Annotated in this window: 26 protein-coding genes and 2 tRNA genes; 5 read left to right on the plus strand and 23 right to left on the minus strand. The window is 70.0% G+C overall.

The genetic code is table 11. The annotated features are described in order from the left end of the window. Positions 1-240: 240 nt before the first annotated feature. From IZR02_RS12650 to mpaB, 3 genes are read right to left on the minus strand one after another with little or no spacing between them, the layout of a single operon-like run. A complete protein-coding gene (locus IZR02_RS12650; RefSeq protein WP_217316483.1) occupies positions 241-1,146 on the minus strand; it encodes an iron-containing alcohol dehydrogenase in 906 nt (301 codons plus the stop codon). Further along, a complete protein-coding gene (mpaD, locus tag IZR02_RS12655) occupies positions 1,143-2,402 on the minus strand; it encodes a daptide-type RiPP biosynthesis aminotransferase (protein ID WP_025104237.1) in 1,260 nt (419 codons plus the stop codon). Before mpaD ends, IZR02_RS12650 begins: the two co-directional genes overlap by 4 nt. After that, positions 2,399-3,466 carry a daptide biosynthesis RiPP recognition protein gene (mpaB, locus tag IZR02_RS12660; RefSeq protein WP_231729494.1) on the minus strand — a complete coding sequence of 356 codons (1,068 nt, stop codon included), beginning with the start codon at positions 3,464-3,466 and terminating at the stop codon, positions 2,399-2,401. Before mpaB ends, mpaD begins: the two co-directional genes overlap by 4 nt. 165 nt (positions 3,467-3,631) lie before the next feature. Between mpaB and IZR02_RS12665 the strand changes: the two genes are divergently transcribed. Continuing rightward, a tRNA-Ser gene (locus IZR02_RS12665) sits at positions 3,632-3,719 on the plus strand. Between the two features lie 52 nt (positions 3,720-3,771). Here IZR02_RS12665 and IZR02_RS12670 read toward each other — a convergent pair. From IZR02_RS12670 to IZR02_RS12700, 7 genes are all read right to left on the minus strand, one after another. Continuing rightward, positions 3,772-4,374, minus strand: coding sequence for a GNAT family N-acetyltransferase (locus IZR02_RS12670; RefSeq protein WP_157544377.1), 603 nt, complete (start codon positions 4,372-4,374; stop codon positions 3,772-3,774). Between the two features lie 18 nt (positions 4,375-4,392). Beyond that, positions 4,393-5,034 carry a phosphatase PAP2 family protein gene (locus tag IZR02_RS12675; RefSeq protein ID WP_231729495.1) on the minus strand — a complete coding sequence of 214 codons (642 nt, stop codon included), beginning with the start codon at positions 5,032-5,034 and terminating at the stop codon, positions 4,393-4,395. Between the two features lie 47 nt (positions 5,035-5,081). Next, on the minus strand, positions 5,082-6,248 hold the full coding sequence (locus IZR02_RS12680) for a cystathionine gamma-synthase (RefSeq protein WP_062765042.1): 1,167 nt from the start codon (positions 6,246-6,248) through the stop codon (positions 5,082-5,084). A gap of 54 nt (positions 6,249-6,302) precedes the next feature. Then, the gene (locus IZR02_RS12685) at positions 6,303-7,673 is read right to left on the minus strand and encodes a cystathionine beta-synthase (protein ID WP_062765045.1); all 1,371 of its coding nucleotides are present in this window, start codon (positions 7,671-7,673) and stop codon (positions 6,303-6,305) included. 122 nt (positions 7,674-7,795) lie between these two features. After that, the gene (locus IZR02_RS12690; RefSeq protein ID WP_025104231.1) at positions 7,796-8,764 is read right to left on the minus strand and encodes a carbohydrate ABC transporter permease; all 969 of its coding nucleotides are present in this window, start codon (positions 8,762-8,764) and stop codon (positions 7,796-7,798) included. Beyond that, positions 8,764-10,101: a carbohydrate ABC transporter permease gene (locus tag IZR02_RS12695; protein ID WP_025104230.1), complete on the minus strand. Its 1,338-nt coding sequence runs from the start codon at positions 10,099-10,101 to the stop codon at positions 8,764-8,766. Before IZR02_RS12695 ends, IZR02_RS12690 begins: the two co-directional genes overlap by 1 nt. Positions 10,102-10,212: 111 nt before the next feature. Then, on the minus strand, positions 10,213-11,535 hold the full coding sequence (locus tag IZR02_RS12700) for an ABC transporter substrate-binding protein (protein WP_062765048.1): 1,323 nt from the start codon (positions 11,533-11,535) through the stop codon (positions 10,213-10,215). Between the two features lie 283 nt (positions 11,536-11,818). On the opposite strand from IZR02_RS12700, the gene IZR02_RS12705 reads away from it, so the two are divergent. Continuing rightward, on the plus strand, positions 11,819-12,823 hold the full coding sequence (locus IZR02_RS12705) for a LacI family DNA-binding transcriptional regulator (RefSeq protein ID WP_062766962.1): 1,005 nt from the start codon (positions 11,819-11,821) through the stop codon (positions 12,821-12,823). A 66-nt stretch (positions 12,824-12,889) separates the two neighbouring features. Here IZR02_RS12705 and rplL read toward each other — a convergent pair whose 3' ends face one another. The 3 genes from rplL to IZR02_RS12720 form a co-directional block, all read right to left on the minus strand. After that, positions 12,890-13,273: a 50S ribosomal protein L7/L12 gene (rplL, locus tag IZR02_RS12710; RefSeq protein ID WP_025104227.1), complete on the minus strand. Its 384-nt coding sequence runs from the start codon at positions 13,271-13,273 to the stop codon at positions 12,890-12,892. A gap of 48 nt (positions 13,274-13,321) precedes the next feature. After that, positions 13,322-13,810, minus strand: coding sequence for a 50S ribosomal protein L10 (gene rplJ, locus IZR02_RS12715; RefSeq protein WP_025104226.1), 489 nt, complete (start codon positions 13,808-13,810; stop codon positions 13,322-13,324). 327 nt (positions 13,811-14,137) lie between these two features. Then, positions 14,138-15,097, minus strand: coding sequence for a hypothetical protein (locus tag IZR02_RS12720; RefSeq protein ID WP_217316484.1), 960 nt, complete (start codon positions 15,095-15,097; stop codon positions 14,138-14,140). A gap of 255 nt (positions 15,098-15,352) precedes the next feature. Between IZR02_RS12720 and IZR02_RS12725 the strand changes: the two genes are divergently transcribed. Next, positions 15,353-16,033: a YqaJ viral recombinase family protein gene (locus tag IZR02_RS12725; protein WP_025102329.1), complete on the plus strand. Its 681-nt coding sequence runs from the start codon at positions 15,353-15,355 to the stop codon at positions 16,031-16,033. Between the two features lie 30 nt (positions 16,034-16,063). Here IZR02_RS12725 and IZR02_RS12730 read toward each other — a convergent pair whose 3' ends face one another. After that, the gene (locus tag IZR02_RS12730) at positions 16,064-16,948 is read right to left on the minus strand and encodes a LysR family transcriptional regulator ArgP (RefSeq protein WP_217316603.1); all 885 of its coding nucleotides are present in this window, start codon (positions 16,946-16,948) and stop codon (positions 16,064-16,066) included. 69 nt (positions 16,949-17,017) lie between these two features. Between IZR02_RS12730 and lysE the strand changes: the two genes are divergently transcribed. Further along, positions 17,018-17,671 (plus strand): L-lysine exporter, encoded by a 654-nt coding sequence (gene lysE, locus IZR02_RS12735; protein WP_217316485.1) that lies wholly within the window; start codon positions 17,018-17,020, stop codon positions 17,669-17,671. 4 nt (positions 17,672-17,675) lie between these two features. On the opposite strand, the gene IZR02_RS12740 is transcribed toward lysE, so the two are convergent. The 9 genes from IZR02_RS12740 to IZR02_RS12780 all read right to left on the minus strand — a co-directional run bounded on the left by IZR02_RS12740 (position 17,676) and on the right by IZR02_RS12780 (position 23,403). Further along, positions 17,676-18,032, minus strand: a complete 357-nt coding sequence (locus tag IZR02_RS12740; RefSeq protein ID WP_217316486.1) for an iron chaperone — start codon at positions 18,030-18,032, stop codon at positions 17,676-17,678. A gap of 40 nt (positions 18,033-18,072) precedes the next feature. Then, complete coding sequence (locus IZR02_RS12745; RefSeq protein WP_302183145.1) at positions 18,073-18,876, minus strand: amino acid ABC transporter ATP-binding protein; 804 nt, start codon at positions 18,874-18,876, stop codon at positions 18,073-18,075. Continuing rightward, positions 18,863-19,528: an amino acid ABC transporter permease gene (locus IZR02_RS12750; RefSeq protein WP_217316487.1), complete on the minus strand. Its 666-nt coding sequence runs from the start codon at positions 19,526-19,528 to the stop codon at positions 18,863-18,865. The genes IZR02_RS12745 and IZR02_RS12750 overlap by 14 nt, the downstream gene beginning before the upstream one ends. 3 nt (positions 19,529-19,531) lie before the next feature. Next, entirely contained in the window at positions 19,532-20,347 is an 816-nt protein-coding gene (locus tag IZR02_RS12755; RefSeq protein ID WP_217316488.1) for an amino acid ABC transporter substrate-binding protein, read from the minus strand. Between the two features lie 197 nt (positions 20,348-20,544). Next, positions 20,545-21,234, minus strand: coding sequence for a 50S ribosomal protein L1 (gene rplA, locus IZR02_RS12760; RefSeq protein ID WP_025102336.1), 690 nt, complete (start codon positions 21,232-21,234; stop codon positions 20,545-20,547). An 11-nt stretch (positions 21,235-21,245) separates the two neighbouring features. Next, a complete protein-coding gene (rplK, locus tag IZR02_RS12765; RefSeq protein ID WP_025102337.1) occupies positions 21,246-21,677 on the minus strand; it encodes a 50S ribosomal protein L11 in 432 nt (143 codons plus the stop codon). Positions 21,678-21,941: 264 nt separating this feature from the next. After that, positions 21,942-22,976 carry a transcription termination/antitermination protein NusG gene (gene nusG / locus IZR02_RS12770; protein ID WP_025102338.1) on the minus strand — a complete coding sequence of 345 codons (1,035 nt, stop codon included), beginning with the start codon at positions 22,974-22,976 and terminating at the stop codon, positions 21,942-21,944. A 42-nt stretch (positions 22,977-23,018) separates the two neighbouring features. After that, the gene (gene secE / locus IZR02_RS12775) at positions 23,019-23,291 is read right to left on the minus strand and encodes a preprotein translocase subunit SecE (RefSeq protein WP_025102339.1); all 273 of its coding nucleotides are present in this window, start codon (positions 23,289-23,291) and stop codon (positions 23,019-23,021) included. A gap of 39 nt (positions 23,292-23,330) precedes the next feature. Then, a tRNA-Trp gene (locus tag IZR02_RS12780) sits at positions 23,331-23,403 on the minus strand. Positions 23,404-23,595: 192 nt separating this feature from the next. Between IZR02_RS12780 and IZR02_RS12785 the strand changes: the two genes are divergently transcribed. After that, positions 23,596-25,416, plus strand: coding sequence for an HSP90 family protein (locus tag IZR02_RS12785; protein ID WP_217316489.1), 1,821 nt, complete (start codon positions 23,596-23,598; stop codon positions 25,414-25,416). The last annotated feature ends 18 nt before the right edge of the window (positions 25,417-25,434 follow it).

The following is a 25,434-nucleotide window of genomic DNA, read 5'->3' on the forward strand; positions in this document are numbered from 1 at the left end:
GCGATCGCCGACCGGGGACGGGCTCCACCGGGAGTCGTGGAGCACAGCGCGGACGTCCGCGGCGCGGACTCCGCGCAGCATGGGGCGGTGATCCCCCCACGCCGTCTCCACGGCGGCGGCGATCCGATCGATCTCCCGTGCGCTCGGGCGCGGCGGTGACGGGAGCCCTCCTTGATCGACGACGGCGGCGATGCCGGCGGCCGGGTCACGAGGCAGTGCTGTCCCCGCCGCGACGCCGGCCTAGAAGGCGTCGAGGCTGCCGCGGTCGCCCCAGCGCGGATCGCCCGCACCGATCCGGCGCCAGACGGCGGCGATGACCGCCGCCGTGGCCGGCATCTTGCGGACGCCGAGATGGAAGGCGACCTCGTTCGCGAGGTACCAGTGGCGGGCGCTGTACGGATCGGACCCGCGGAGGGCGGCCGTGCGCTGGGTCGCGGCGCTGAGCCGCGCGAGGCGCAGTCGTCCCGTCGTCGACATCACGTCCCGCGCGGCCGCCTCGAGCAGCGCCCGACCGAGGATCCGCGCGTCGCGGTCGGCCCGCGCCGTCCGTGGACTCGTCGAGGCGCCGGCCACCCGGAGGAACGCCTCCAGCGCTCCCTCTCGCACGGCAGCAGGGGTGAGCGTGGCGAGCTGGTCGGGATCGAGGACGGCGTGGCGCGGACGCAGCGGGCGACCGACGAGGAGCCGGGCTCCGCAGCGGTTCCGGAGGATGGCGACGCTGTTCGTCTCCGACGACGTGCCGAGCGTCGTCGGCATCGCGACGATGTCGACCGGCGGAGGCGCGTCGGGCAGGATCGTGAGCGCCGAGGTCGCCGCGTGCCGCAGGGCGAAGTCCAGGAGGCGTCCGCGGCTGAGCGCGAGGGCCGCGATCTTGCTCGCATCGAGGACGCTTCCGCCGCCGACGGCCACGATGACCTCGGGCGGTCGTCGGACGAGCTCGTCGGCGATCAGGACGACGCCGAGCTCGTCCACCCCCGAGGCGTCCACCGTCATCGTCCGGGCGGACGCTGCGGCGGGAAGCGGGCGCGCGACGGCCGCGTCGGCGATCACCAGCGTGTCGCGTCCCGCTGTCAGAGCCGCCATCGTCTCTCGTGCGCGCGGCCCGTGCCACAGCGTGGGGACGCGTGCGGTGAACGGCACGGTCATGCCGCCGCCTCCCGCACCCGTGCCAGGCCGCCTCGCACGGCCCGGTCGGTCTCGGCCACCTCCGCCGGGGTGAAGCCGTAGCCGGGGATGAGCTGGAAGGAGCTCGGACCGGGGTGCACCACGACGCCGCTGTCGGCGATGGCGGACACCACCTCCAGGACGTCGGTCCCGGAGAGCGGGGACGCGTCCGGGCCGCGGAGCCCCACCCCGACGAAGCAGCCGCTGCCGGTGACGTCGGTGACGATCCCGTCCTCCTGCCAGGTCCGCGCGAGGCGGCGCAGCGTCGACGCCAGGGCCTGCGTGGTGGCCTCGACGTCGATGCGGCGGAGCTCGTCGATCACGGCGAGGACCGCGGCCGCGCAGGCGGGCGTGCCCGCCTGCGTCTCCCCGTGGACGAACGTCCATCCGCCGCGGGCGAACGCCGTCGCGATGCGGTCGCCGACGAGGAGCGCCGCCGCTCCCATCGCCCCGTTCGTCAGCGCCTTCGACACGAGGAGGACGTCCGGCGCGGCCGCCCAGCGGTCGGTGGCGAACATCGCGCCCGTGCGCCCGAAACCGGTCGCCACCTCGTCTGCCACCAGCAGGAACCCGTGCCGCTCCCTCAGCTCCAGGAGACGACGGACGAAGACGGCGGACAAGGCATGGGCTCCGCTGCCGAGGACGGGCTCCACCACGACGGAGGCGACGCGGGAGCCTTCACGCTCCAGCAGCGCTTCGAGCTCCGCCCCGTCGTCGGCGTGCGACACGTGCCGCACCGTGCGCCGGTCGACGCCGTAGACCGACTGCAGCAGGTCGTCGCCGCTCAGCACGTGGCTGCCGTACATCGTGCCGTGATAGCTGCCGCGCAGGCCGACGACGAGCGACCGCGAGCCCGCGCCCTGCTGCGCCCAGTACTGCCGGGCGAGCTTCATGGCGGCGTCGTTGGCCGCCCCGCCGGAGGTGGAGAAGATCACCCGCCGGTAGCGCTCGGAACCCGCGAGGGCGATGAGGGCATCGGCGGCGTCCTCGGCGTACCGGTGCGGGGCGCGGAACAGCGAGAGGTAGGAGGCGTCGCGCGTCGCCCTGCTCACGGCCTCGGTCACCGCCGGGTTGCCGAAGCCGAGGGGCACATTCCACAGGCCGCTGGTCGCGCAGAGGCGGTCGGAGCCGTCGGCGTAGAAGAGGCGATGCCCGGAGGCGCCGACCGCCACCCGATCCGGAGGGAAGGCGGTGTCGGCGGGGAGCATCGACGTCCACAGCGCGTGCGGCGCGCTCATCGTGCTCCTCCCCCCGAGGTGTCCTCGATCCCCGCACCGAGGTGGACTCCGAGCGCGGCGAGCGCCTCCAGGCACAGATGCCGCGCGTGGGCATCGGGCACTCCGCAGGCGCGGGCCACGCGCGCCGCCGCACGTCCGCGTGTGCTCGAGGTCTGGATCGCGTCGACCACCGCAGCGGTCAGCGGGGACAGGAGGTGCCGGCGGAGCGTCCGGACATCGGCGAGCAGGAACCCCTCGGCGGTGTCGAGCAGGAACGGGTCGTCGGTCAAGGGTTCCGCGTCCGCGAGATCGTCATCCAGGAGCGCCCACCCGAAGCCCGCGATCCGAGCGGCGCCGTTCGGCAGGCGGAGCATCTTCCGGAGATCGGCCGCGTCGAGGTACCGGCGGAGCCACGGCCGGCGGTCGAGCTCGACGATGAGGTTCGCCGAGCCGGGCACGCCGCCCAGCGCCGACGCCAGGGGCAGGGCCTTCCCGAGGGCGGCAGGGAGGTCGTCCACGTGGCCGATCGCCTCCCCCTGCACTCCGAGATGCACACCGCCGTCCGCGTCGATGCGGAGGGCGCGCGGAGCCTCCACCTCCTGCGGCCGCGCGAGAGCGGAGCGGTCCGCGAGCAGCACCCGCGGGTCGAGCATGGCCGCGGCGAAGACTCCGGTGCCGCGCGCGAGATCGGCGTCGTCGAGGAAGGCACGCCAGCTCGCCTCGTCGAAGAAGCGCATCGCCGTCGGTCCGACGATCTGGACGAAGGAGGCCGCGATGTAGTCCTGGAGCTCGACGCCGCGCTCCCCCAGGAAGAGCTCGTCGCCGAGGTCGGCGAGCCGTCCTCCGTAGCCGACGACCCGCGCCGCCCCCGGCCGAGGCACCGATCCTGCGGGCTCGAGGATCACGTCCTCGGGGTCGGCCGCAGCCGCGAGGGCGTCAGCGCCGGTCTCCGCCTCGCGCAGGAACACGCGACCGCGTGCCGCATGCCCGCCCGTGACCCACGCCCGCAGGGCCTGCGGCCCGAGGAGCGGGTCCTCGCCCATCGACCCGTCGCTCTGCCGTGCCGTCGTCGCACTCGTCCCCATGATCCCCCCAGAGAACCGGATCCGTCTGACGCCGTTGCGTCTTCATATGAAGATATACAGGCCTCTGACGAGGTGCAATATAATAGCTTTCACGACCGCAGGCCTGGATCGCCGGTATGTCACGAGGCCCCCGGGACATCGGATAGGATGGACAGGTTGTTCCCTGGTGACGTGTCCGAGCGGCCGAAGGAGCACGCTTGGAAAGCGTGTGTTGTGCAAGCAACCGCGGGTTCGAATCCCGCCGTCACCGCCACAGACGAAGAAGACCTCCGCATCGCGGAGGTCTTCTCTCGTTTCGGGCGGCGTCAGCCCTCGAAGCGCACCCCGTACGTCAGACCACCGGGCGCGGACGGGAGCACGGTCATGCCGAGCCGCTCGTAGAACGCGGCCGCGCCGGAGTTCGCGGGGTCCATGCCGAGGTGCAGCGCCGGGACACCGCGCCGACGCAGCTCGGCGAAGAGCGTCTCGATGAGACCGCGACCGAGTCCTTGCCCCTGGGTCTCCGGCAGCAGGTCGATGTGCAGATGCGCCGGGTACTCGGCGGCATGCGGCTCGACCCCCGGCTCCCTGGTGTAGCCGTACTCGATCAGCTTCTCTTCGCGCGTCTGCGGGTCCGCCGATCGCGGATAGCGCGCGTGCAGGCCCGGCCACCACTCGTCGCGGAACCAGGCGTAGAAGGCGTCGGTGTCGTCGGTGGCGACGATGTAGCCGATGGTGCGCCCGTCCTCGGCCTCCACGACCCAGGCGAGGTCCGGGTGCCGCTCGACGTACGGCACCGCGAAGAGGTTCCCCCACAGCTCGTCATCGGACAGCACCCCGGTGGCGTCTCCCCCGGCGTCGGCCGTCCGCAGGCAGATCTCGAACATCGCCGGGCGATCGGTCGGACGGTAGGGACGGATGCGCGACACGGGGGCTCCTCGGACGGGTCAGGTTCCGCTCAGCCTATCGGCGCGGGCGGTCGCCTCGACGTCGCGTCGCACCCACGGCACCAGCCAGGCGGCGAGCACGAGGACGACGCCGGCGCCGACGAACGCCCCGCCGAGCGTGTCCGTGGCCCAGTGCACCGACAGGAAGGTGCGCGACAGGGCCATGAGCACGATCCAGGCCGCCCCCACGATCGCCACCCAGACCCGCGGGAAGAGCACCCAGAGCACCAGGGCGATGGTCGCCGCATTCGCGGTGTGACCGGACGGGAACGAGCCGTAGTCGCTCACGACGAGCATGTCGTGCGGGCGGGCGCGGCCGAAGACGTTCTTCAGGAGCTGGACGGCACCGGCGCTGACGAGGAAGCACAACGCGGCGAACAGCGCCCCCCGCCATCGGCGCAGGAGCACCAGGACGGCGATGGTCGCCAGCGGCACGGCGAGGATGGCGACCCAGCCACCGCCGATCCAGTTCAGCGCGAGGGCGAAGCTCAGCATCCAGTCCGCGCGGACCGCGGCGATCGTGTCGTTCCACCACTGGTCGAGCCCCGGCGTCTGCGGATACACGAAGACGACGAGTGCGCCGAGGGCAGTGGCGAGGACGAGGCAGGCGACGCCCCACCACAGCAGCATCCGTCGATTCATCGTCCCATTGTGACGGACGCCCCCGCGATCGCGGGTCGCCGTGCCGGTTAGCGGGCGATGCGGGCGAGACCCTCCTCGAGATCCGCGATGAGGTCGGCCACGTCCTCGATGCCGACCGAGAGACGCACGACGTTCTCCGGGACGGCGAGCTCGGTACCGCGGACCGACGCGTGGGTCATCTCCGGCGGGTAGCCGATGAGCGACTCCACGCCGCCGAGCGACTCGGCGAGCTGGAACACGCGGGTGCTCTCGGCGAAGGCCCGGGCGGCGTCCGCACCCGCGGCGAGACCGAGCGACAGCATGCCGCCGAAGCCGCTCATCTGCCGCGCCGCGATCTCGTGACCGGGGTGCGACGCGAGGCCGGGATAGAACACCTGCGCGAACTCCGGCCGCGCCTGGGCCCATTCGGCGATGGCCTGCGCGTTCTCGGAGTGCTGGCGCACCCGCACCGCGAGGGTCTTGATGCCGCGGGTCGTCAGCCAGGCGTCCAGAGGCGCGGAGACCGCACCCACCGCGAACTGCTGGAACTTCACGGCCTCGACGAAGCGGTCGTCACCGAAGACGACGGCACCGCCCAGGACGTCGGAGTGCCCGCCTAGGTACTTCGTCGTCGAGTGCACGACGAGATCGGCGCCGAGCGCGAGCGGCTGCTGCAGAGCCGGCGAGGCGAACGTGTTGTCGACCACGACGAGGGCACCGGCCGCGTGCGCCACCTCGACGATGAGCGCGATGTCGACGACCTTCAGCAGCGGGTTGCTCGGCGTCTCCAGCCACACGATGCGCGTCTCGGGACGGATCGCCGCGCGGATCACGTCGACGTCGGAGAGCTCGACCGTGGTCGTGTCGATCCCCCAGGGCGCGAGGACCTTCGTGAGCAGTCGGTAGGTGCCGCCGTAGACGTCGTTTCCGAGGAGAACGTGGTCGCCGGGCTTGAGGATGCCGCGCAGCAGCGCGTCCTCGGCCGCGAGACCGGACGCGAACGACAGCGCCCCGACCCCGCCCTCGAGAGCGGCGAGCTGCGTCTCCAGCGAGGAGCGCGTCGGGTTGCCCGCACGGTTGTACTCGTAGCCGTCCCGGAAGCCGCCGATGCCGTCCTGCACGTGCGTCGACGACTGATAGATCGGCGGGATGATCGCCCCGGTGATCGGGTCGGGCGCCTGTCCGGCGTGGATGGCTCGGGTGGCGAAGGCGTGGTCGTGGTCGTGGTCGGACATGCCCTCAGCCTACGTCCGGGCCCTCCGACGGGTGCCGGCCTGTTACGTCCCGCGTCACCGGGAGAGGTAGCCGAGCAGGTCCTGTCGCGTCAGCACGGTGTGCGGCTTGCCGTCCTCGGTGACGAGGAGGGCGTCGGCGTCGGCGAGCGCGGCCCGTGCCTGCGCGACCGACGCGTGGATGCCGATGAGCGGCAGCCGCTCCCCCACGTGTGCGCCGACGGCGTCGCTCGGTTCGGCGTCGCCCCGGAAGAGCAGGTCGAGAAGGCCCTTCTCGTCGACGGTGCCCACGACCTCGCCCATCATCACCGGCGGCTCCGCGCTGAGGACGACGAGCTGCGAGACCTCGTACTCCGTCATCATGCCGATCGCCTCGAGCACCGTGTCGGTGGGGTGCGCGTGCACGAGGTCGGGGAGGCCGTGGCGGGAGGCCCGGGCGGCGAGCACGTCGGCGACCGTCTCCCCCTCCTCCACCTCGCTGAACCCGTAGGAGCGCATCCAGCCGTCGTTGAAGATCTTGCCCAGGTAGCCGCGTCCGCCATCCGGGAGGAGCACGACCATGACCGCGTCCGCCGGCAGGTCCTTCGCCACCCGCAGCGCCCCGACGACGGCCATGCCGCTGGAGCCACCGACGAGGATGCCCTCCTCCCGGGCCAGGCGCCGCGTCATCGCGAACGACTCCGCATCGCCGACCGCGACGATCTCGTGCGGGACGGCGGGGTCGTACGCGCCGGGCCAGATGTCCTCGCCCACGCCCTCGACGAGGTAGGGCCGACCGGTGCCGCCGCTGTAGACGCTGCCCTCGGGGTCGACGCCGATGATGCGCACCGCGTCGTCGGACACCTCGCGCAGGTAGCGTCCTGTACCGGTGATCGTGCCGCCCGTCCCCACGCCGGCGACGAAGTGCGTGACGCGCCCGTCGGTGTCGCGCCAGATCTCCGGCCCGGTCGTCTCGTAGTGGCTGCGCGGCCCGTTCGGGTTCTCGTACTGGTTCGGCTTGAAGGCCCCGGGGATCTCCCGTGCCAGCCGGTCGCTCACGCTGTAGTACGACTCCGGGCTGTCCGCCGGGACGGAGGTCGGGGTCACGACGACCTCCGCACCGTACGCGCGGAGCACGTCGATCTTGTCCTCGCCCACCTTGTCCGGGAGCACGAAGACGCACCGGTAGCCGCGCTGCTGCGCCACAAGGGCGAGCCCGACGCCGGTGTTGCCGCTCGTGGGCTCGACGATCGTGCCCCCCGGCTGCAGATCGCCCGCGGCCTCGGCGGCGTCGATGATCCGTGCGGCGATCCGATCCTTCGCCGACCCGCCCGGGTTCAGGTACTCGAGCTTCACGAGCACCGTGCACGCGATGCCCTCGGTGACGTGCTGGAGCTTCACCAGGGGCGTGTCGCCGACGAGGTCGACGATCGAGTCTGCGTACTTCATCTGTTCAGGGTACGGCGCGGGCCCTCGCCTGCGGGGCTGTGTTTCAGCGCCGCTTCGACAGGCTCAGCGACCCAGAAACCTGGGTCCCTGAGCCTGTCGAAGGGCCTGAGCCCGTCGAAGGGTCAGCCCTTCGTCGCGCCGGCCAGCAGGCCGCGCACGAAGAAGCGCTGCAGGGCGAAGAACACGATCAGCGGGACGATGATCGAGATGAACGTTCCCGCGGACTGCAGGAACCACTTGTTCCCCCAGGTCCCGGAGAGCGAGTTCAGCGCCTGCGTGATCGGCAGGGCACCGGGCGAGGCGAAGATCGTCGCGACCAGCAGGTCGTTCCACACCCAGAGGAACTGGAAGATCGCGAAGGACGCGATCGCCGGAGCCGCCAGCGGCAGGATGATCCGGAAGAAGACCTGACCGTGTCCGGCGCCGTCCACGCGGGCCGCCTCGATGATCTCGCCGGGGATCTCGGAGATGAAGTTGTGGAGCATGAACGTCGCCAGCGGCAGCGCGAAGATCGCGTGCGCGATCCAGACGCGGGCGAAGCTGTACTGCACCTCGTTCAGCCCGAACCCGGGGAAGATCGGCACGTCGTTGATCGTCAGCCCGTCCGAGAACAGGCTCAGCAGCGGCACGAGGGCCATCTGCAGCGGCACGATCTGCAGCGCGAACACGAAGATGAAGAGCATGTTCCGACCCTTGAAGTCGATCCATGCGAACGCGTACGCGGCGAGCGACGCCATCACGATCGGGAACACGGTCGCGGGGATCGTGATCGCCAGCGAGTTGATGAACGCCGTCGCGAGAGTCGTCGAGGTGCCGCCCGAGTTCCACGCCTGCACGTAGTTGTCGAACGTGAACTCCGGGTTGGAGAAGACCGTCCACCAGCCGCTGTTCTGCGTGTCGGCGCCCGGGCGGAACGACGTCACGAAGAGACCGAAGGTCGGGATCGTCCAGAAGAGCGCGATCACCGCGGCCGCGATCGTCGCCCCCTTCGAGGTCAGCTTCTTGTGGGCGGTCGCCTCGTTGCGGCGCGTGTCCCGCGCCACCTGGCGCTTGGTGCGGTTGTCCACGACGGTGGCCTGCGTTGCACTCATCAGCGGATCTCCCTCTGCTTGGCCATCGATCGGGCGTTGTAGATGATCAGCGGCAACACGAACAGGAACAGCACGACGGCGAGCGCCGACGAGTGCCCGTAGCTCTGGAACCGCTGCTGCTGGTTGACCATCTCGAAGCCGAGGACGCTGGTCTCGTCCCGTCCGCCGGTCATCACGGCGACGATGTCGTACACCTTGAGCGAGGCGATCGTGATGGTCGTGAGCACGACGATCAGCGACGACCGGATGCCGGGCACGGTCACGTTGCGGAAGCGCTGCCAGGCGTTCGTGCCGTCGAGCTCGGCCGCCTCCATCTGCTCCACCGGCACGGCCTTGATCGCGGCCGAGAGGATGACCATGGCGAAGCCGGTCTGGGTCCAGATGAACACGATGAGCAGCATGAGCGTGTTGAGGATCGGCTTGATCGCCAGCCACTGCACGGGGTCGCCGCCGAAAGCGGTCACGATCGCGTTGAGGAGACCGATCTGGTCACCCTGCCGGGCGTCGTACATGAACTTCCAGATGATGCCGGCGCCGACGAACGAGATCGCCACCGGCATGAAGACCAGCACCTTGAGGAACTTCTCGCCGCGGGCCCTGTCGATGAAGACGGCATAGGCGAGGCCGATGACCACGGAGATGACCGGAGCGAGCAGCGCCCAGATGATGGTGTTGATCACCGACGACGTGCCGACCGGGTTGGTGAAGACCCAGATGTAGTTCTCGAGCCCGACGAACTCGTCGCCGGTCTTGTCGAAGAAGGACTTGAAGATCGTCGAGATCGCCGGGTAGATGAGGCCGAGCAGCAGCATGATGGCCGCCGGGGCCATGAACAGCACGAGCTGGAAGAGATAGCCCGCTCCCTGCCGCGCGCGGAAGTCCGCGAAGAAGAGGAGCGCCCCGACGAGGAGCGCGATCGCGACGACGTACACGACGGCGTTCGCGTAGGGACGGAGCAGCAGCAGCGCGAGCACCGGGATGACGAGGCACGCGACCAGCCGCATGATGAAGTAGCCGCGACCAGGGCGGGGCGCGAACTCGATCAGCACGAGGATGATCGCCACGACCACGCCGAACACGAGCAGCACGGCGGGGATCTGCACCAGCGGATTCAGACCGCCCAGCCACAGGAAGAAGCTGTTGAGCGAGAACCCGATCGTGATCCGCGAGGACTCCTCGGTCGGGGCGGTGAAGACGAGGAGGAGAGCCAGCGCGACGACGACCACGAAGCCGATCGCGAGGATCGTGCGTGTGGTCTTCCTCCCCTTCTCGTCGGTGCCGTGCGTCGTCGGCGGCGCGTCAGCCTCGACGGGTTTCTCGATGGTCGCGTGCGACATGAACGTCCCCTTCTGGATCGTGCTGGGTTCCCGCGCAGTATGGATGGGTGGAGCGGGGCCGGGCTTGTGCAGCCCGGCCCCGCTCAGCCTGAGAAGATCGCGTCGAGGCGATCAGTTCTCGTAGCCGGCCTGGATGTCGGAGAGCACCGTGTCGGTGTCCTTGCCGTCGATCCAGTCGACCATCCCCTTCCAGAACGAGCCCGAGCCGACGGTCGACGGCATCAGGTCGGAAGCGTCGAACCGGAAGGTCGTCGCGTCGTCCTGCATGATGGTCATCGCCTCCTGGAGGAACTCGCTCGAGGCGAGGCTCGGGTCGGCGTTCTTGTTGGCGGAGATGACGCCACCGAGCTCGACACGGGCGTCGGCGAACTCCGGCGATGCCATGAACTCGAGCACCTGCTGGGTGGCCTCGTCGTCGGAGAAGGCCGCGACGAACTCGCCGCCACCCTCGACCTGGAGCTCACCGGCGGTCTCGCCCGGCATGATGAACGCGTAGACGTCGCCGTCCGGCGCGACCTCGGGGACGTTGCCGTCCGCGGTCTCCGTGTCGAGGAAGTTCGCCGACAGGAACGACGCCTGGTGGGTCAGCGCGCAGTCGCCCTTGGCCACCGCGTTGGCGACGTCACCGAAAGCGGTCGAGTTGATGCTCTTGACGTCGCCGTAGCCCGCGTTGACGTACTCCGGGTTGAGCAGGATCTCACCGACGGCGTCGAAGGCCTGCTTGATCTCGGGGTCGGTGAACTTCACGTCGCCGGCCACCCAGTCGTCGTACACGTCGGCGCCCGACTGGCGCAGGACGAGGTCCTCGATCCAGTCCGTCCCCGGCCAGCCCGACGCCGCCTCGGAGGCGAAGCCGGCGCACCAGGCGGGACCGCCGGTCTTCTCGACGATCGTGTCGGTCAGGGCGATCATGTCGTCCCAGGTCTCCGGGACCTCGACGCCCCACTCGGCGAACTGCTTCGGCGAGTACCAGACGTAGCCCTTGAGGTTCGCGAGCATCGGCGCCGCGTAGAAGGTGTCGTCGAACGTGCCGTACTTCTTCCAGTCCTCGGACCAGTTCTCGTCGACGGCGGACTCGACCGCCTCCGGCGCCGGCATGACCTTGCCGGTGTCGACGAGGGTCTTGAGCAGACCGGGCTGCGGGACGATCGCGATGTCGGGGGCGTCGCCACCGGTCACCTTGGTGACGATGTTGCCCTCGAAGCCCTTGTCGCCGGTGTACTCGACCTTGATCCCGGTGTCCTTCGTGAACTGCTCGAAGGAGGCGTTCAGGTCATCGGCCTCGACGCCCGTGATGCCGCCGGAGATCCGGACGGTGTCCTTGGTCTCTCCGCCCTCATCGCCCCCGCCCTCGGCGCAGCCGGCGAGCGCGAGAGACGCGACGCCGACGAGTGCGATGGGGGCGAGCAGGCGGTATCGCTGTGACAAAGCCATGTACTTCTCCTCTTCAGGTGGATCTTCAGTCCGCCCAAGGAGAGCAATCGCCACATCCATTGGGGAACCGATTCCAGGCCAACCTACTCGGGTTCCTTCGCGCCGTACAACTGGGGAAGGTTACAAGATCACAACCGTTTGAGGTCGGTGCCCTCCGTGTGGTGGGAGCGCTCCCAGTTCCACGGGTCTGGAACCGGTTCCTCCTCGCGTGTGGAACGGCTACGATGGCTCCCGGCGAGCGCCCGATGGCTCGCCGTCGTGGAACCGGGTCGAGGAGGACACGATGAGCACGATCGCCGACGTCGCGACGCGCGCCGGTGTGTCCAAGGCGACCGCGAGCCGCGCCCTGAGCGGCCGCGGCTACGTCTCGGAGGAGACGAGACAGCGCGTGGAGGAGGCGGCGCACGACCTCGCGTACGTCGCGCACTCCTCCGCCACCAGCCTGGCGACCGGGCGCACCGGCACCATCGGCCTGGTGATGCCACCGGTCGACCGGTGGTTCTTCTCGGAGCTGCTGGCGGGCGTGCAGGAGGCGCTGCTCGTGCGCGACCACGACCTGTCGCTGTACGGCGTCCCTGAGCGCTCGGAGACCAGGGAGCGGCTGTTCGAGAGCGTGCTGCCCGGTCGGAGATTCGACGGCATCATCGCCGTCGGCATCCAGCCCAGCGCCCGCGAGCTGGAGCGCCTGCACCGCACCGGGCGCCCGCTCGTCAGCGTGGGGCCCTACAGCGCCGGATCGAGCGCCGTGTCGATCGACGACGCGGCCGCCGCCCGGATCGCCACCGAGCACCTGATCGAGCTCGGCCACACCGACATCGCCTTCGTGGGCGGCGCCACCGACGACACCGACCTCAGTTACGGCGACGCCCGACGCCTGGCCGGCTACCGGGAGGCGCTGCACGCGGCGGGGCTGACTCCGCGGGCGCGCATCGCCGGGGCGGCCCCCACGATGCCCGGCGGCTATGCCGCGGCGGCGGGACTCCTCGGCGACCGCCGCCACCGACCGACCGCCATCGTCGGCGTGTGCGACGAGGCGGCCATCGGCGCCGTGATCGCCGCCCGCCGCCTGGGCATCGCGGTGCCGACCGAACTCAGCGTCGTCGGCATCGACGACCACGAGCATGCGGAGATGTTCGCCCTCACGACCATCGGGCAGTCGCCGCGGGACCAGGGCCGGGAGGCCGTGCGCCTGCTCATGCGACGGATCAGCGAGCCCGACGCTCCGGTCGAGCACGTCGAGGCCGCTTCGGCGCTCGTCGTCCGCAGCTCGACCGCGGCGCCGCGCTGACCCCGCAGACGCACGAAGGCCCCGGGCGGAACCCGGGGCCTTCGCAGAAGCGCTGGTGCGCTGGAATTACTTGAGGGTGACGGTCGCGCCGGCCTCTTCCAGAGCAGCCTTGGCCTTCTCGGCCGTCTCCTTGTTGGCGCCCTCGAGGACGGCCTTCGGAGCACCGTCGACGACGGCCTTGGCCTCGCCGAGGCCGAGCGAGGTGAGCTCGCGGACAGCCTTGATGACCTGGATCTTCTTGTCGCCAGCAGCCTCGAGGATGACGTCGAAGGAGTCCTTCTCCTCCTCGGCCGCGGCCTCGCCCGCGCCACCAGCGGCACCGGCGACGGCGACGGGAGCAGCAGCGGTGACCTCGAACTTCTCCTCGAACGCCTTCACGAACTCGTTGAGCTCGATGAGGGTCAGGCCGGCGAACTGCTCGAGCAGCTCCTCGGTGGAAAGCTTCGCCATGATGTATCTCCTAGATAGATGGGGTTTGTAGACGAGATCGCCGGTCGCTTACGCGGCCTCGGCGGTCTCCAGCTTTTCGCGAAGCGCGTCGATGGTGGCCGCAGCCTTGCCCATCGTCGCCTTCATCATGCCCGCGGCCTTCGCCAGCAGAACCTCGCGGCTCTCGAGCGAGGCGTACGTGTTGACCTCGTCGGCGGTGAGGGCCTTGCCCTCGAAGATGCCCGACTTGATCACGAGAAGCGGGTTGGCCTTGGCGAAGTCACGCAGAGCCTTGGCGGTGGCGACGAAGTCACCGTGCACGAACGCGACAGCCGACGGCCCCTTGAGGTCGTCGTCCAGCGCGGAGATGCCTGCCTTGTTGGCGGCGATCTTGGTCAGCGTGTTCTTCACCACGGCGTACTCAGCGTCCTGACGGATGCTGTTGCGCAGCTGCTTGAGCTGGGCAACCGTCAGACCGCGGTACTCGGTCAGCAGGACGGCGTTCGAGTTCTCGAATGACTTCGTGAGCTCGTTGACCGATGCATCCTTCTGCGCCATGGTCACTCCTTGGTGTGTACGAGGCGCCGCACGGTGGTGGGGCGCCAGCCTCCGACCCCCCTGCAAAAGAGAAGAGCTCCGGCGCAAGCGCACGGAGCTCGGAAGTTCGTGACACCTGCGCGGGCCCCTGCGATGCAGAGCTTCGATCCTGTGCACTCGCGCGCACACGATGACCAGCGGTCTTCGGTTACGACCACTGTACCCCACCCCCACCTCTCCCCCAAATCCCCCCTCCTCTTCCCGTCGACCCACCCCTTTGCGTGCACCCCGGCCCCTTACGCCTGCACGCACGGGGCCGGAGGGCACGGAAGGGGGTGGGTCAAGGGTTCACCGGGCGAAGAGGCGGAAGGCACGGAAGTGCGCGTCGGCCGCGGCGAGGGAGGCGACGTGCTCGCTCGACACCCGGATCACCCGCCAGCCGGTGGTCCCGCGCACCCAGTCCTCGCGGATCTTCTCGTCGAGCACGACGCTCTCCGCCGTGCGGCCCCCGCGGTACTCGTCATCCAGGTACTTGTCCCGGCCGTCGCACTCCACGAAGGTGCGGGACTGGTCGACGGCGATGTCCATCCAGAACCGACCGCCGCGCGGTCCGTCCACCGGCACCTGCAGCCGCGGTCTGCCGAAGCCGAGCTGATGGAGCCGGTACCGCGTCACGCTCTCCAGAGGCAGTTTCGCGCGACCGTCGGCCAGGCCCACGATCCGGCGAGCCTGCACGATGCCGCGGAGCCGTGGACGGCGGACCCGATCCGCGAGGTCCGCCAGGAGAGCCTGCTCCGCGGTGTCGTCGAACTCCCACGGGTCACCGCCGACGAGGGCGAGCGCGGCATCGGCGGCCGCGAGGGCCGCCTCCGGAGCGACGGTCCGCGCGAGGTCCACCACGGTCCGGCCGAGAGAGGTGCAGCGGATGCCGTCGCGCTCCACGATGTCACCGGCGGGAACCGCGCCTTCGTGCCGGAGGATGCCCGGCGTGCTGTGCCGCTGGTCCGGCGAGGCCGTCACGTGGACCCTCGTCGGCCGCAGCCGATATAGCGGCAGTCCCCACAGCACCGCAGCCGAGGCATGCGAGAACACGGGCCGCGTCCCCGAGGCCGCGAGATCGGCGGCCACCACCTCCGCACGATGCCGGGACTCCGGGGCGAGCTCGCTCCAGGTCCGCAGCGCGAGGTACCACCCACGGCGCACATGATGCAGCTGCCGCCCTTCCACCGCGGCGTGGAGCGTCCGAGATCCCCAGCCCTCCTCCTCCAGCCGTCGACGACCGAGGAGCATCCCCCTGATCTCGTCCACGCTCACCTGTCTCACCCCTCCGACTCTCCCCTCTCCTCTCGCCACTCCCCCGCCCTCCCCGGTTTCTCCACACCCCTCTCTCCCCTCCCGCCCCCTGTGCAGGAACCGTCCTCCCCCGCCGACCCACCCCCTTGCGTTCGAGCCACCCCCTTGCGCGCGTGCGTAGGGGGCCGGGACGCACGCAAGGGGGTGGGTCGGCGGGAGGGGGCGGCGTGTACGACGGGAACGGGGGTGGGGGAGAGTTAGAGTCTTCTGGTGACCCCGGAACTCCAAGCTCGCATCGTCGCGGACTCACGCGACCGCGTGGCATGGATGAGGGCACGATCGCGCGGCATCACGGCCACCGACGTCGCCGGGCTCACCAGCGAGCGCTCGATCGCCCGTGCTGCCGACGCCAAGCTCGGCGGCGGGCCGCGGTTCGGCGGCAACGCCTACACCGACCACGGCCGGCGCCGCGAGCCGGAGATCGCCGCCTGGGTCGCGGCCACGCACGGCATCTTCCCCTCCTCAGCGCTGTTCCGCGCCGAGGTCGAGCACCGCCACTTGGCTACGCCCGATGGCATCTCGGTGGACGCGGACGGCCGTGTCAGCCTCGCGGAGATCAAGACCACCAATAAGGCCTTCCGGGGGATCCCCCGCACCTACCTGCGCCAGGTGTGGTGGCAGCAGCACGTGCTGGGCGCCGAGCGCACCCTGTTCGTCTGGGAGGAGCACGTCGACTTCTCCCCCGTCCACGACGAGCCCCGCTGCGTGTGGATCGACCGCGACGACCGCGAGATCGCCAAGCTCGTGGGGCTCGCCACCGACCTCATCGACGAGCTGTACCGCCGCACGACCGGACGCACGGTCCCGGCCCGCTCCGCATCCCCGGCGGACAGCCGTCGGGAGCAGCTCCGCGAGCGCGACGCCTTCCGCGCCCTCGCCCTCGCCGACTGACCGCGCGGCGGCGATGCCGTCCCGGCCGCGTCAGGGTTCGCGAGCGAGCACCCGACGCGCCTCCCCCGCGACCTCGGACGCGATCGTGTCGAGGAGCGCCGAGCGCAGGTTCCACTGCTGCCAGTACAGCGCCACGCGCAGGATAGGACCGCCGAGCGCCACGAGTCCCGGCACCTCCTGCAGCCGCGGCACCATCCCCCAGCCGAGGCCGAGGCCGACGGCCAGCGCATAGTCGTGCGACGCCGGGACGTAGTGCCGGGGAACGCCGGCCGCCGGCACGCCCCGCGCGGCCAGCCACTCGTGCTGGAGGGTGTCGCGGCGGTCGAAGTCGACGAACGGCGCGTACGCCAGAGCATCGGGGGTCACGCCGTCCGGGAACCATCGGCGGGCGTAGGCGGGTTCGGCCATGGCGCGGTACTCGAGCACGCCGAGGGGCGCGACCGTGCACCCCGCGACCGCCGTGGCTTCGCTCGTGACCGCCGCCATGACGGTCCCCGATTCGAGCAGGCGGGCGGTGAAGTTCTGATCGTCGCGGTGCAGGTCGACATCGATGTCGTGCGCGGCGGAGAGCCGGGCCATCGGTGCCAGGAACCAGGTCGCCATCGAATCCGCGTTGACGGCGAGCGGCACGCTGATCCGCCGCCCCTCGGCGCTCCCCTCGATCCCGACTCCCGCGAGAGCATCCTCTTCGAGGAGGGCGATCTGCCGCGCGAGCCGCACGACGGACTCCCCCGCCTCGGTGAGGCGGACCGGCTTGCTACGCACGAGGAGGATCCGCCCGAGCTGCTGCTCCAGCGCCTTGAGACGCTGACTGACCGCGGACGGGGTAACCTGCAGCCGACGCGACGCGGCATCGAGAGTGCCCTCGTCGGCGACGGCGGCGAGCGTGGCGGCGAGCTCCGGGTCGATCCTCACATCAGTCATGCTAATGGTGCGGTAGGAATCTTCGCTGCGCCTGATGCTCCGCCCTCATAGGCTCGACACATGCTCACCGTCCTCGCCGGTCTCGGCCTCGGTCTCTCCCTCATCGTCGCGATCGGCGCACAGAACGTGTTCGTGCTGCGTCAGGGCATCCGGCGCGAGCACGTCCTCGCCGTCGTGATCGTCTGCGCCCTCTCCGACGCCGTGCTGATCATCGCCGGTGTCGCGGGGCTCGGGTTCGTGCTGTCCGCCGCACCCTGGCTCGTCGTCGTGGCTCGCTGGGCAGGGGCGCTGTTCCTGCTCGGATACGGACTGCTTGCGGCGCGGCGGGCCTGGCGGGGCGGCGAGGAGCTGGTGGTCGACGGGGGCGACGCCCCGGTCTTCGAGGCGTCCGGGGGCACCGGCACGCTCACCCGCACCCGCCTCGCCCCGGTGATCCTCACGACGCTGGCGTTGACGTGGCTGAACCCGCATGTGTACCTCGACACGGTGCTGATGCTCGGGTCGATCGCGGCGACGCACGGGGACGAGCGGTGGCTGTTCGCGGCCGGGGCGGTCGCGGCGAGCATCCTCTGGTTCACCGCCCTCGGCTTCGGCGCCCGCTACCTCGGACGGTGGCTGCGCACCCCGCGCTCCTGGCGCATCCTCGACGCGGTGATCGCGGTCGTGATGATCACGCTGGCGGTGAGCCTCGTGCTCCCGGTGCTGGGCGGCTAGGCGTTCACCCGGCGTCGATCTGCGACACCCGCGCCCGGATGAGCGCGCGGACCGCCTCCGCCGGCAGGGGGTGCTCCGGCTGGAACCGGATCGTCCCCTTGTCGAGGCTGACCCCGGGGTGACCGGCGAGGAGGTCCGCCACGGCGGCGACCGCCTCGGGGCTGAACGGGTAGACGCCGATGTGCTTCTTCGCGCGCATCACCGAGAGCAGCGGCTTGCCGGCGTACACGAGCGCCGGCATGCCATAGCCGGTGCCCTGTGCCGCCTCCGGAACCTCCTCCGTGGCGATCGCATACACCCCATCGATCACCGCACGATCCGCGGCGTCGAGGTCGGTCAGGTAGTCGTCGATGGTGCCCACGCACCGCATCCTGCCATCGAATCCCCTCGGGGTCGAGGGCTCACGCGCCGTCGAGGGGCCGGAGGATGCGGGTGAGGAACCGCTGCGTGCGCTCGTGCTGCGGAGCGCTGAACAGCTGGGCAGGTGGTCCCTGCTCCACGACGACGCCGCCGTCCAGGAAGAGCACATGATCGGCCGCCTCCCGTGCGAAGCTCAGCTCATGCGTGACGACGGCCATCGTCCAGCCCTCGTCGGCGAGCTCCTTGATGACGAGCAGCACCTCTCCCACGAGCTCGGGGTCGAGCGCGCTCGTCGGCTCATCGAACAGCAGCAGGTCCGGCTGCAGAGCCAGGGCGCGCACGATGCCGACGCGCTGCTGCTGCCCGCCGGAGAGCTGATGCGGCCTCGCGTCGGCCTTGTCGGCGAGGCCCACCCGGGCGAGCAGGGCCTGCGCTTCGGCGACGACCTCCGCCTTCGGACGCCCCTGCACCCGCCACGGCCCCTCGATCACGTTCTCCAGCACCGTGAGATGCGGGAAGAGGTTGTGGTGCTGGAACACCATCGCCGACCGATCGCGGAGCGCGAGCCGCTGCTGCTTCGCGACGCGGGGCTTCGGGCGGACCTCCGGTGCGAAGTCGATCTCCGGGCCCCCGGCCATCGCGATGGTGCCGGCGTCCGGCGTCTCCAGGCCGTTCAGAGCTCGCAGGACGGTCGTCTTCCCGGAGCCGCTCGGCCCGATGAGCACCACGACCTCGCCGCGGTGCAGGGTGAGGTCGAAGCCGCGGAGCACCTCGGTGGCGCCGAAGCTCTTGTGCAGGCCCCGTGCGGTGAGCAGCGGTCCGGTCGTGGGGTCAGTGCGCGACACGACTGTCGAGCCTCCTCTCCAGGGCGCTCTGCCCGAAGGAGAGCACCAGGCAGATCACCCAGTAGACCAGCGCCGCAGCCAGATACAGCACCATGAACTCGAGCGTGGTGGAGGCGATCTGCTGCGCCACCTTGAACAGCTCCGTCACGAGGATCAGCGACGTGAGGGAGGTGTCCTTCACGAGCGAGATGAACGTGTTGGACAGCGGCGGCACCGACACCCGGGCGGCCTGCGGCAGGATGATGCGGGTCAGCGTGCGGGTGCGGTTCATGCCGACCGTGTACGCGGCCTCCCACTGCCCCTTCGGCACCGAGAGGATCGCCGCCCGCACGACCTCGGCGCCGTAGCCGCCGACGTTGAGCGAGAGCGCGATGATGGCGCTCGGCCACGGATCGAGGGTCACCCCGACGGACGGCAGGCCGTAGAAGATCACGAAGAGCTGCACGAGCATCGGCGTGCCGCGGATCACCGAGATGTAGAACCGCGCGATGCCGGACACCACCGGATGCACCGAGATCCGCATCAGCGCCATGCCGATCGCGATCACGAGCCCCAGCGCGAACGACACCAGGGCGAGCGGGATCGTCGCCGTCAGCCCCGCCCAGGCGATCGGCCCGAGCGAGGAGAAGAAGAGCTCCCAGGGATTCTGCATCGCCTACTGCGAGACGTCTTCGCCGAAGTACTTCTCGCTGATCTCGGCCAGGGTGCCGTCGGCACGGAGCGTGTCGAGGGCTTCGTCGACCGCATCGACGAGCGCCTCCTTGTCCTTCGTGAACACGAAGGCCTGCTCACCGGCATCATCGGTCTCCGCCGCGATCTTCAGACCCGTCGGGCTGTTGGTCGTCTCGTAGTCGAGGAACGTCAGCTTGTCGTTGACGGTCGCGTCCACCCGGCCCTGGCGGAGGAGCTCCACGGCCTGCGCCCACCCCTCGACGCCCTCGACCTTGGCGCCGGACTCGGTGGCCAGCTCGTACCAGTTGCTCGTGAGGGACTGCGCCGTCGTCTTGCCCTCGAGGTCGTCGAAGGACGAGATGGAGTCGTCGTCCTCCTTCACCACGATCACTCCGGGCGACACCGTGTACGGGGTGCTGAAGAGGTACTTCGCCTCGCGCTCCTCGTTGATCGACACCTGGTTCGCGATCACGTCGAAGCGGCCCGCGTCGAGACCCGCGAAGATCGCGTCCCACTGCGTCTCCTGGAAGTCGACCTTCAGGCCGAGCTCGTCGGCGACGGCCTGGATGATCTCGACGTCGTAGCCGGTGAGGTCGCCGGAGCCGCCGTCGTCGTGGAAGCTGAACGGGCGGTAGGTGCCCTCGGTCGCGACCGTCAGCGTGCCGTCCTTCACCAGGCCGAAGTCGGAGCCCGCGGCGCCCTCGCCGTCCGTGCTCGCGGGCGTGCTGGACCCGCTGCAGGCGGTCAGCGCCGCGGCGGCGACGACGAGTGCGGTGACGGCGATGAGACGACGGGACATGGACCCTCCTGGGGTGAGAAAGCGCGGGTGCGAGTTTACGCGACGACCGCGGGAACTCCCCTACAGTACGCGGCGCCTCCGACGTCCGCGCATCGGATGACGCCGGATGTCGCGCGCCGAACCGCCCCGGGAACGCAGAACGCCCCCGGGCGGACCCGGGGGCGTTCGGTGCGACAGGTGCGAGACCCGTCGACGCGTCAGATGGCGTTGACGTCCAGCGGGATGCCGGGGCCGAACGTGGTCGACACCGCACCCTTCTGGATGTAACGACCCTTGGCGCTGGACGGCTTGAGGCGGACGATCTCCTCGAGCGCGGCGTCGATGTTCTCGTTCAGCTGCTCGGCCGAGAAGGAGGCCTTGCCGATGACGAAGTGCACGTTGGCGTGCTTGTCGACGCGGAACTCGATCTTTCCGCCCTTGATCTCCTCGACGGCCTTGGCCGGGTTCGGAGTCACGGTGCCGGTCTTCGGGTTCGGCATCAGGCCACGGGGACCGAGCACCTTGCCGAGACGGCCGACCTGGCCCATGAGCTCCGGGGTCGAGACCGCGGAGTCGAAGTTGGTCCAGCCGTCGGCGACCTTCTGGATGAGCTCGGCGCCGCCGACCTCATCGGCGCCGGCCGCGATCGCCGCCTCGGCCGCGGGGCCGGTGGCGAACACGATGACGCGGGCGGTCTTACCGGTGCCGTGGGGCAGGATGACGGTGCCGCGCACCATCTGGTCCGCCTTGCGGGGGTCGACAGCGAGCTTCAGCGCGACCTCGACGGTCGAGTCGAACTTCGCCGAACCGGTCTCCTTCGCGAGCGCGACGGCCTCGGACGGCGTGTAGAAACGGTCTGCCTCGATCTTCTCGGCGGCAGCCTTGTAAGCCTTGGACTTGGTAGCCATGATTATTCTCCTCAGCCCTCGACCGTGATGCCCATGGAACGGGCGGTGCCGGCGATGATCTTCGAGGCGGCCTCGATGTCGTTCGCGTTCAGGTCGGCCTGCTTCTGCTCGGCGATCTGACGGACCTGGTCCTTGGTGATCTTGCCGACCTTGACGGTGTGCGGGGTGGCCGAAGCCTTCTGCACGCCGGCGGCCTTCTTGATGAGCTCCGCCGCGGGCGGGGTCTTCAGGACGAAGGTGAAGCTGCGGTCCTCGTAGACGGTGATCTCGACGGGGATGACGTTGCCGCGCTGCGACTCGGTCGCGGCGTTGTACGCCTTGCAGAACTCCATGATGTTGACGCCATGCTGACCGAGCGCGGGGCCGATCGGCGGCGCCGGGTTGGCGGCACCGGCGTTGATCTGAAGCTTGATCAGGCCGGTCACCTTCTTCTTCGGTGCCATTCTCTTTCCTTTCCTCGAGGCGGATGCGAGCATCCGCTTCTCCCACGGCTCCGGCCTCTCCGGCCCGTGGTCGTCTCTGTGCACGCCGAAGCGGCACACAAACCACGTAAGTCTACCTGATCACTCCCCCACTCGCGAGCCGGCCCCTTGTGTGCGAGCCGGCCCTCTGCGCGCATCCTCAAAGGGCCGGGAGACACGAAAGGGGGTGGGTCGGGGGAAAGAAAACGGCCGCCCCGGAAGAGGGCGGCCGTTCTCGTGACAGTGTCAGATCATCTTGGTGACCTGGTCGAACGACAGCTCGACCGGGGTCTCGCGCTCGAAGAGCGAGACGAGGACCGTGAGCTTGCCGCTCTCCGGCTTGATCTCGCTGATCGAACCGGGAAGACCCGCGAACGAGCCCTCCTTGATCGTGATGGTCTCGCCGACCTCGAAGTCGACCTCGGCGGGAAGCGGACGGGCGACGGCGACGCCGCCCTTGGCCGCGATGTTCTTGGCGGTCGGGACGTCCTTGACCTCGACGAGGGACTTCAGCATGTTGAAGGCCTCTTCGAAGCGCAGCGGCGTCGGGTTGTGGGCGTTGCCCACGAAGCCGGTGACGCCGGGGGTGTGCCGCACGACCGACCAGGTGTCTTCCGTCAGCTCCATGCGCACCAGCACGTAGCCGGGGATGCGCACGCGGGTGACCATCTTGCGCTGGCCGTTCTTGATCTCGACGACGTCCTCCATCGGGACCTCGACCTGGTAGATCTCGTCCTCGACCTCGAGCGTCGACTTGCGCTGCTCGATGTTCGCCTTGACCTTGCGCTCGAAGCCGGCGTACGAGTGGATGACGTACCACTTGCCGGGGAGCATGCGCAGGTCCATGCGGAAGGCCTCGTACGGGTCTTCCTCGGACGCCGACTCGTCCTCGTCGGACTCGGCGGCGGGACGGTCGTCTTCGCCGTTCACGTCGGGCCCCTCGTACGGGGTGACCTCGTCGGCCGCCTCGGCCTCCTGCTCCGCGACCTCTTCGGCCACGGAATCGTTGAGGACCTCGGCGGCGGCTTCGGACTCCGCGGCCTCGTCCAGGTTCAGAGCGTCGTTCACGATGGCGTCCGCCTCCGGGTCGTCGATGTCGATGTCGATGTCTTCCGTCTCCTGCTCGCCGTCCTCGTCCTCGACGTGGACCGCGACGTGCTCGGCAGAGGTGACCGAGAGCTCCTCCGCGGCGAGCACGTTGCCCTCCTGGGCCTCGTCCTCCTCGCTGGACTGCTCTGCGGCGGTCGCCCAGTCGGCGTCGTCGGAATATCGTTCAGACACGTTGCTTCTTCTCCATAGCTGCGGCGGTCGCCGCGGGGGTCATCAGCCAGGGATTCCGAACACGTAGTGCGTCAGGAGCCCGAAGACGTAGTCGAGACCGTAGACGATGCCCATGACGATCAGGACGAAGACGAGCACCACACCCGTGAACTTGAAAAGCTCCTTGCGGGTCGGGGTGACGACCTTGCGCAGTTCGGCGATGACCTGGCGGATGAACAGGGCGATGCCCCCGAAGAACCGGGAGAAGGGGTTGCCCTTCTTCTGGCGCGTGGCGCCGGCCGCGACGACGTCGCCGCGCGGTTCGTCCTGATCCATCCTGAATGTACCTTTCGTGTGTCAGCGTGCGCTGACGCGCAGGGCGGACAGGAATCGAACCTGCAACCTGCGGTTTTGGAGACCGCTGCTCTGCCAATTGAGCTACCGCCCTAGAGACCCGGAGGTCTCGGGGATGCCCTCCCCACCCTGTCACCGGCCGACGTCGTAGACGCCAGGCACGGCGAAAGAATGCAGAGAACAACTGCTCACCAAGCATACGGCATCGATCCGGTGGTGCCGAACAGGAAGCGGAACCGGCGTTGTTGCTAGGCTCGGCGGGCGGACGAAGCAGGAAGGGACGCATGTGAGTGGGGATGTGCAGCAGTTCCAGGTGGACCTGCGCGGAGTCGTCGATCTGCTCAGCCGGCACATCTACTCCAGTCCCCGGGTCTATCTGCGGGAACTGCTCCAGAACGCGAGGGACGCGATCGCCGCGCGCCGTGAGGTCGACGGCGGCGGCAGCCGCATCCGGATCACGCCGCTGACCGCGCAGTCGGGCGAGCTCGTGCTCCGCGACGACGGCGTGGGATTGACCGCCGCCGAGGTCGCCGATCTGCTCGCGACCGTCGGGCGCAGCTCCAAGCGGGACATCTTCGACCTCCCCCGGAGCGACTTCCTCGGCCAGTTCGGCATCGGGCTGCTGAGCTGCTTCATGGTCGCCGACACCATCGTCATCCGCTCCCGCAGCGCCAGAGGCGGCTCCGCGGTGGAGTGGACGGGCAGCGCGGACGGCACCTTCCGCGTCACGGAGATCGATGACGACCTCCCGATCGGCACCAGCGTGCACCTCGTGCCGCGCTTCGACGCCGACGAGCTGCTGCGGCCGGCGGCCGTGCACGACCTCGCGACCACCTTCGGGGAGTTCCTGCCGGTGCGGGTGACCATCGACGCGCCCGGCGGGGACATCGATGTGACGCGCGAGCCTCCCTTCCTCGACCCCGCCGCCGATGTCGAGGCGGCCGTGCAGTACGGTCGTGACCTGCTCGGGGCCGCCCCGCTGGACGTGATCCCGCTGAGCGAGCCGGCGACCGGGACGCAGGGCCTGGCGTACGTCCTGCCCTTCGCTCCTCCGCCCGGCGCCCGGCAGGCGACCCGCATGTACCTGGGGCGTATGCTGCTGTCTGAGCGCGTCGACGACGTGCTGCCCGACTGGGCCTTCTTCGTGCGCGCCGTCGTCGACTCCACCGGCCTCGCGCCGACCGCGAGCCGCGAGTCCCTCGTCGAGGACACGGCCCTGGAGCACGTCCGGGAGCAGCTCGGCGCCGGGATCCGCCGCTGGGTGCTCGAGCTCGGGCTGCGCGAACCGCATCGCCTCGCCCAGTTCGTCGCCGTGCACGAGGTCGGACTCAAGTCGCTGGTGCGTCATGACGAGGAGCTCGCGCGCTTCATCACGCGCTGGCTCACCGTGGAGACCACGCATGGCACGCTGCGGATCGGCGAGCTCGTGGAACGGTACCCGCACGTGCGCTACGCCCAGACGGTCGACGAGTTCCGCCAGGTGGCGGGCATCTCGCCCTCGGACGAGGTGCTCGTCAACGGCGGCTACCTCTACGACGCGGACCTGATCCGCCTGCTCCCCGACCTCTACCCGCACGTCACGGTGGAGAAGGTCGACGTGACCGGGGAGCTCGATCGCCTCGACCCGCCGCCGCTCGACGACCGGGACATCGCGATGGCGCTGGAGTCCCGCGCCGGCGCCGTGCTCGCCGCCTCCGACTGCGCCGTCGTCGTCAGGGCGATCGATCGCCCCGAGCTGACCGGACTCTACGTCGCGGATCCCGAGGTCCTGCGCACGATCGACCGCGGGCGCACCAAGGGCATCGCGAGCACGCTCTGGGGCGGGGTGCTCGACCGGATCGATCAGACGCTCTCCTCCGCACGGGACGACGACCTCACGGCGCGACTGTGCCTGAACTGGTCGAACCGCGTCGTCCGCGCCCTCGTCCGCGTCGACGACGACGCCGTGTTCGCGCGCACGGTCCAGCTGCTCTACATCCAGGCGCTCCTCGCGGGACACCACCCGCTCTCGGACGCCGACCGGGCCCTCATGACCAGCGCCCTGTCCGACCTCGTCTCGCTCTCCGCCGGCATCGAGGGGGACACGCTCCCCTTCGACGCGCGCTGACACCCCCGACTACCCGAA

This window comes from Microbacterium paraoxydans, from assembly GCF_019056515.1.
Classification (GTDB): domain Bacteria; phylum Actinomycetota; class Actinomycetes; order Actinomycetales; family Microbacteriaceae; genus Microbacterium.

Excerpts from the sequence above, each read along its gene's own strand:
- IZR02_RS12685 (WP_062765045.1), bottom strand. The coding sequence starts at position 7,673 with ATGAAGTACGCAGACTCGATCGTCGACCTCGTCGGCGACACGCCCCTG.
- IZR02_RS12650 (WP_217316483.1), bottom strand. The coding sequence starts at position 1,146 with ATGACCGTGCCGTTCACCGCACGCGTCCCCACGCTGTGGCACGGGCCG.
- IZR02_RS12705 (WP_062766962.1), top strand. The coding sequence starts at position 11,819 with ATGAGCACGATCGCCGACGTCGCGACGCGCGCCGGTGTGTCCAAGGCG.
- secE (WP_025102339.1), bottom strand. The coding sequence starts at position 23,291 with ATGGATCAGGACGAACCGCGCGGCGACGTCGTCGCGGCCGGCGCCACG.
- IZR02_RS12690 (WP_025104231.1), bottom strand. The coding sequence starts at position 8,764 with ATGAGTGCAACGCAGGCCACCGTCGTGGACAACCGCACCAAGCGCCAG.
- mpaB (WP_231729494.1), bottom strand. The coding sequence starts at position 3,466 with ATGGGGACGAGTGCGACGACGGCACGGCAGAGCGACGGGTCGATGGGC.
- rplJ (WP_025104226.1), bottom strand. The coding sequence starts at position 13,810 with ATGGCGCAGAAGGATGCATCGGTCAACGAGCTCACGAAGTCATTCGAG.
- IZR02_RS12675 (WP_231729495.1), bottom strand. The coding sequence starts at position 5,034 with ATGAATCGACGGATGCTGCTGTGGTGGGGCGTCGCCTGCCTCGTCCTC.
- rplK (WP_025102337.1), bottom strand. The coding sequence starts at position 21,677 with ATGGCACCGAAGAAGAAGGTGACCGGCCTGATCAAGCTTCAGATCAAC.
- rplL (WP_025104227.1), bottom strand. The coding sequence starts at position 13,273 with ATGGCGAAGCTTTCCACCGAGGAGCTGCTCGAGCAGTTCGCCGGCCTG.
- lysE (WP_217316485.1), top strand. The coding sequence starts at position 17,018 with ATGCTCACCGTCCTCGCCGGTCTCGGCCTCGGTCTCTCCCTCATCGTC.
- mpaD (WP_025104237.1), bottom strand. The coding sequence starts at position 2,402 with ATGAGCGCGCCGCACGCGCTGTGGACGTCGATGCTCCCCGCCGACACC.
- IZR02_RS12755 (WP_217316488.1), bottom strand. The coding sequence starts at position 20,347 with ATGTCCCGTCGTCTCATCGCCGTCACCGCACTCGTCGTCGCCGCCGCG.
- IZR02_RS12680 (WP_062765042.1), bottom strand. The coding sequence starts at position 6,248 with ATGTCCGACCACGACCACGACCACGCCTTCGCCACCCGAGCCATCCAC.
- IZR02_RS12700 (WP_062765048.1), bottom strand. The coding sequence starts at position 11,535 with ATGGCTTTGTCACAGCGATACCGCCTGCTCGCCCCCATCGCACTCGTC.
- IZR02_RS12695 (WP_025104230.1), bottom strand. The coding sequence starts at position 10,101 with ATGTCGCACGCGACCATCGAGAAACCCGTCGAGGCTGACGCGCCGCCG.
- rplA (WP_025102336.1), bottom strand. The coding sequence starts at position 21,234 with ATGGCTACCAAGTCCAAGGCTTACAAGGCTGCCGCCGAGAAGATCGAG.
- IZR02_RS12750 (WP_217316487.1), bottom strand. The coding sequence starts at position 19,528 with ATGCAGAATCCCTGGGAGCTCTTCTTCTCCTCGCTCGGGCCGATCGCC.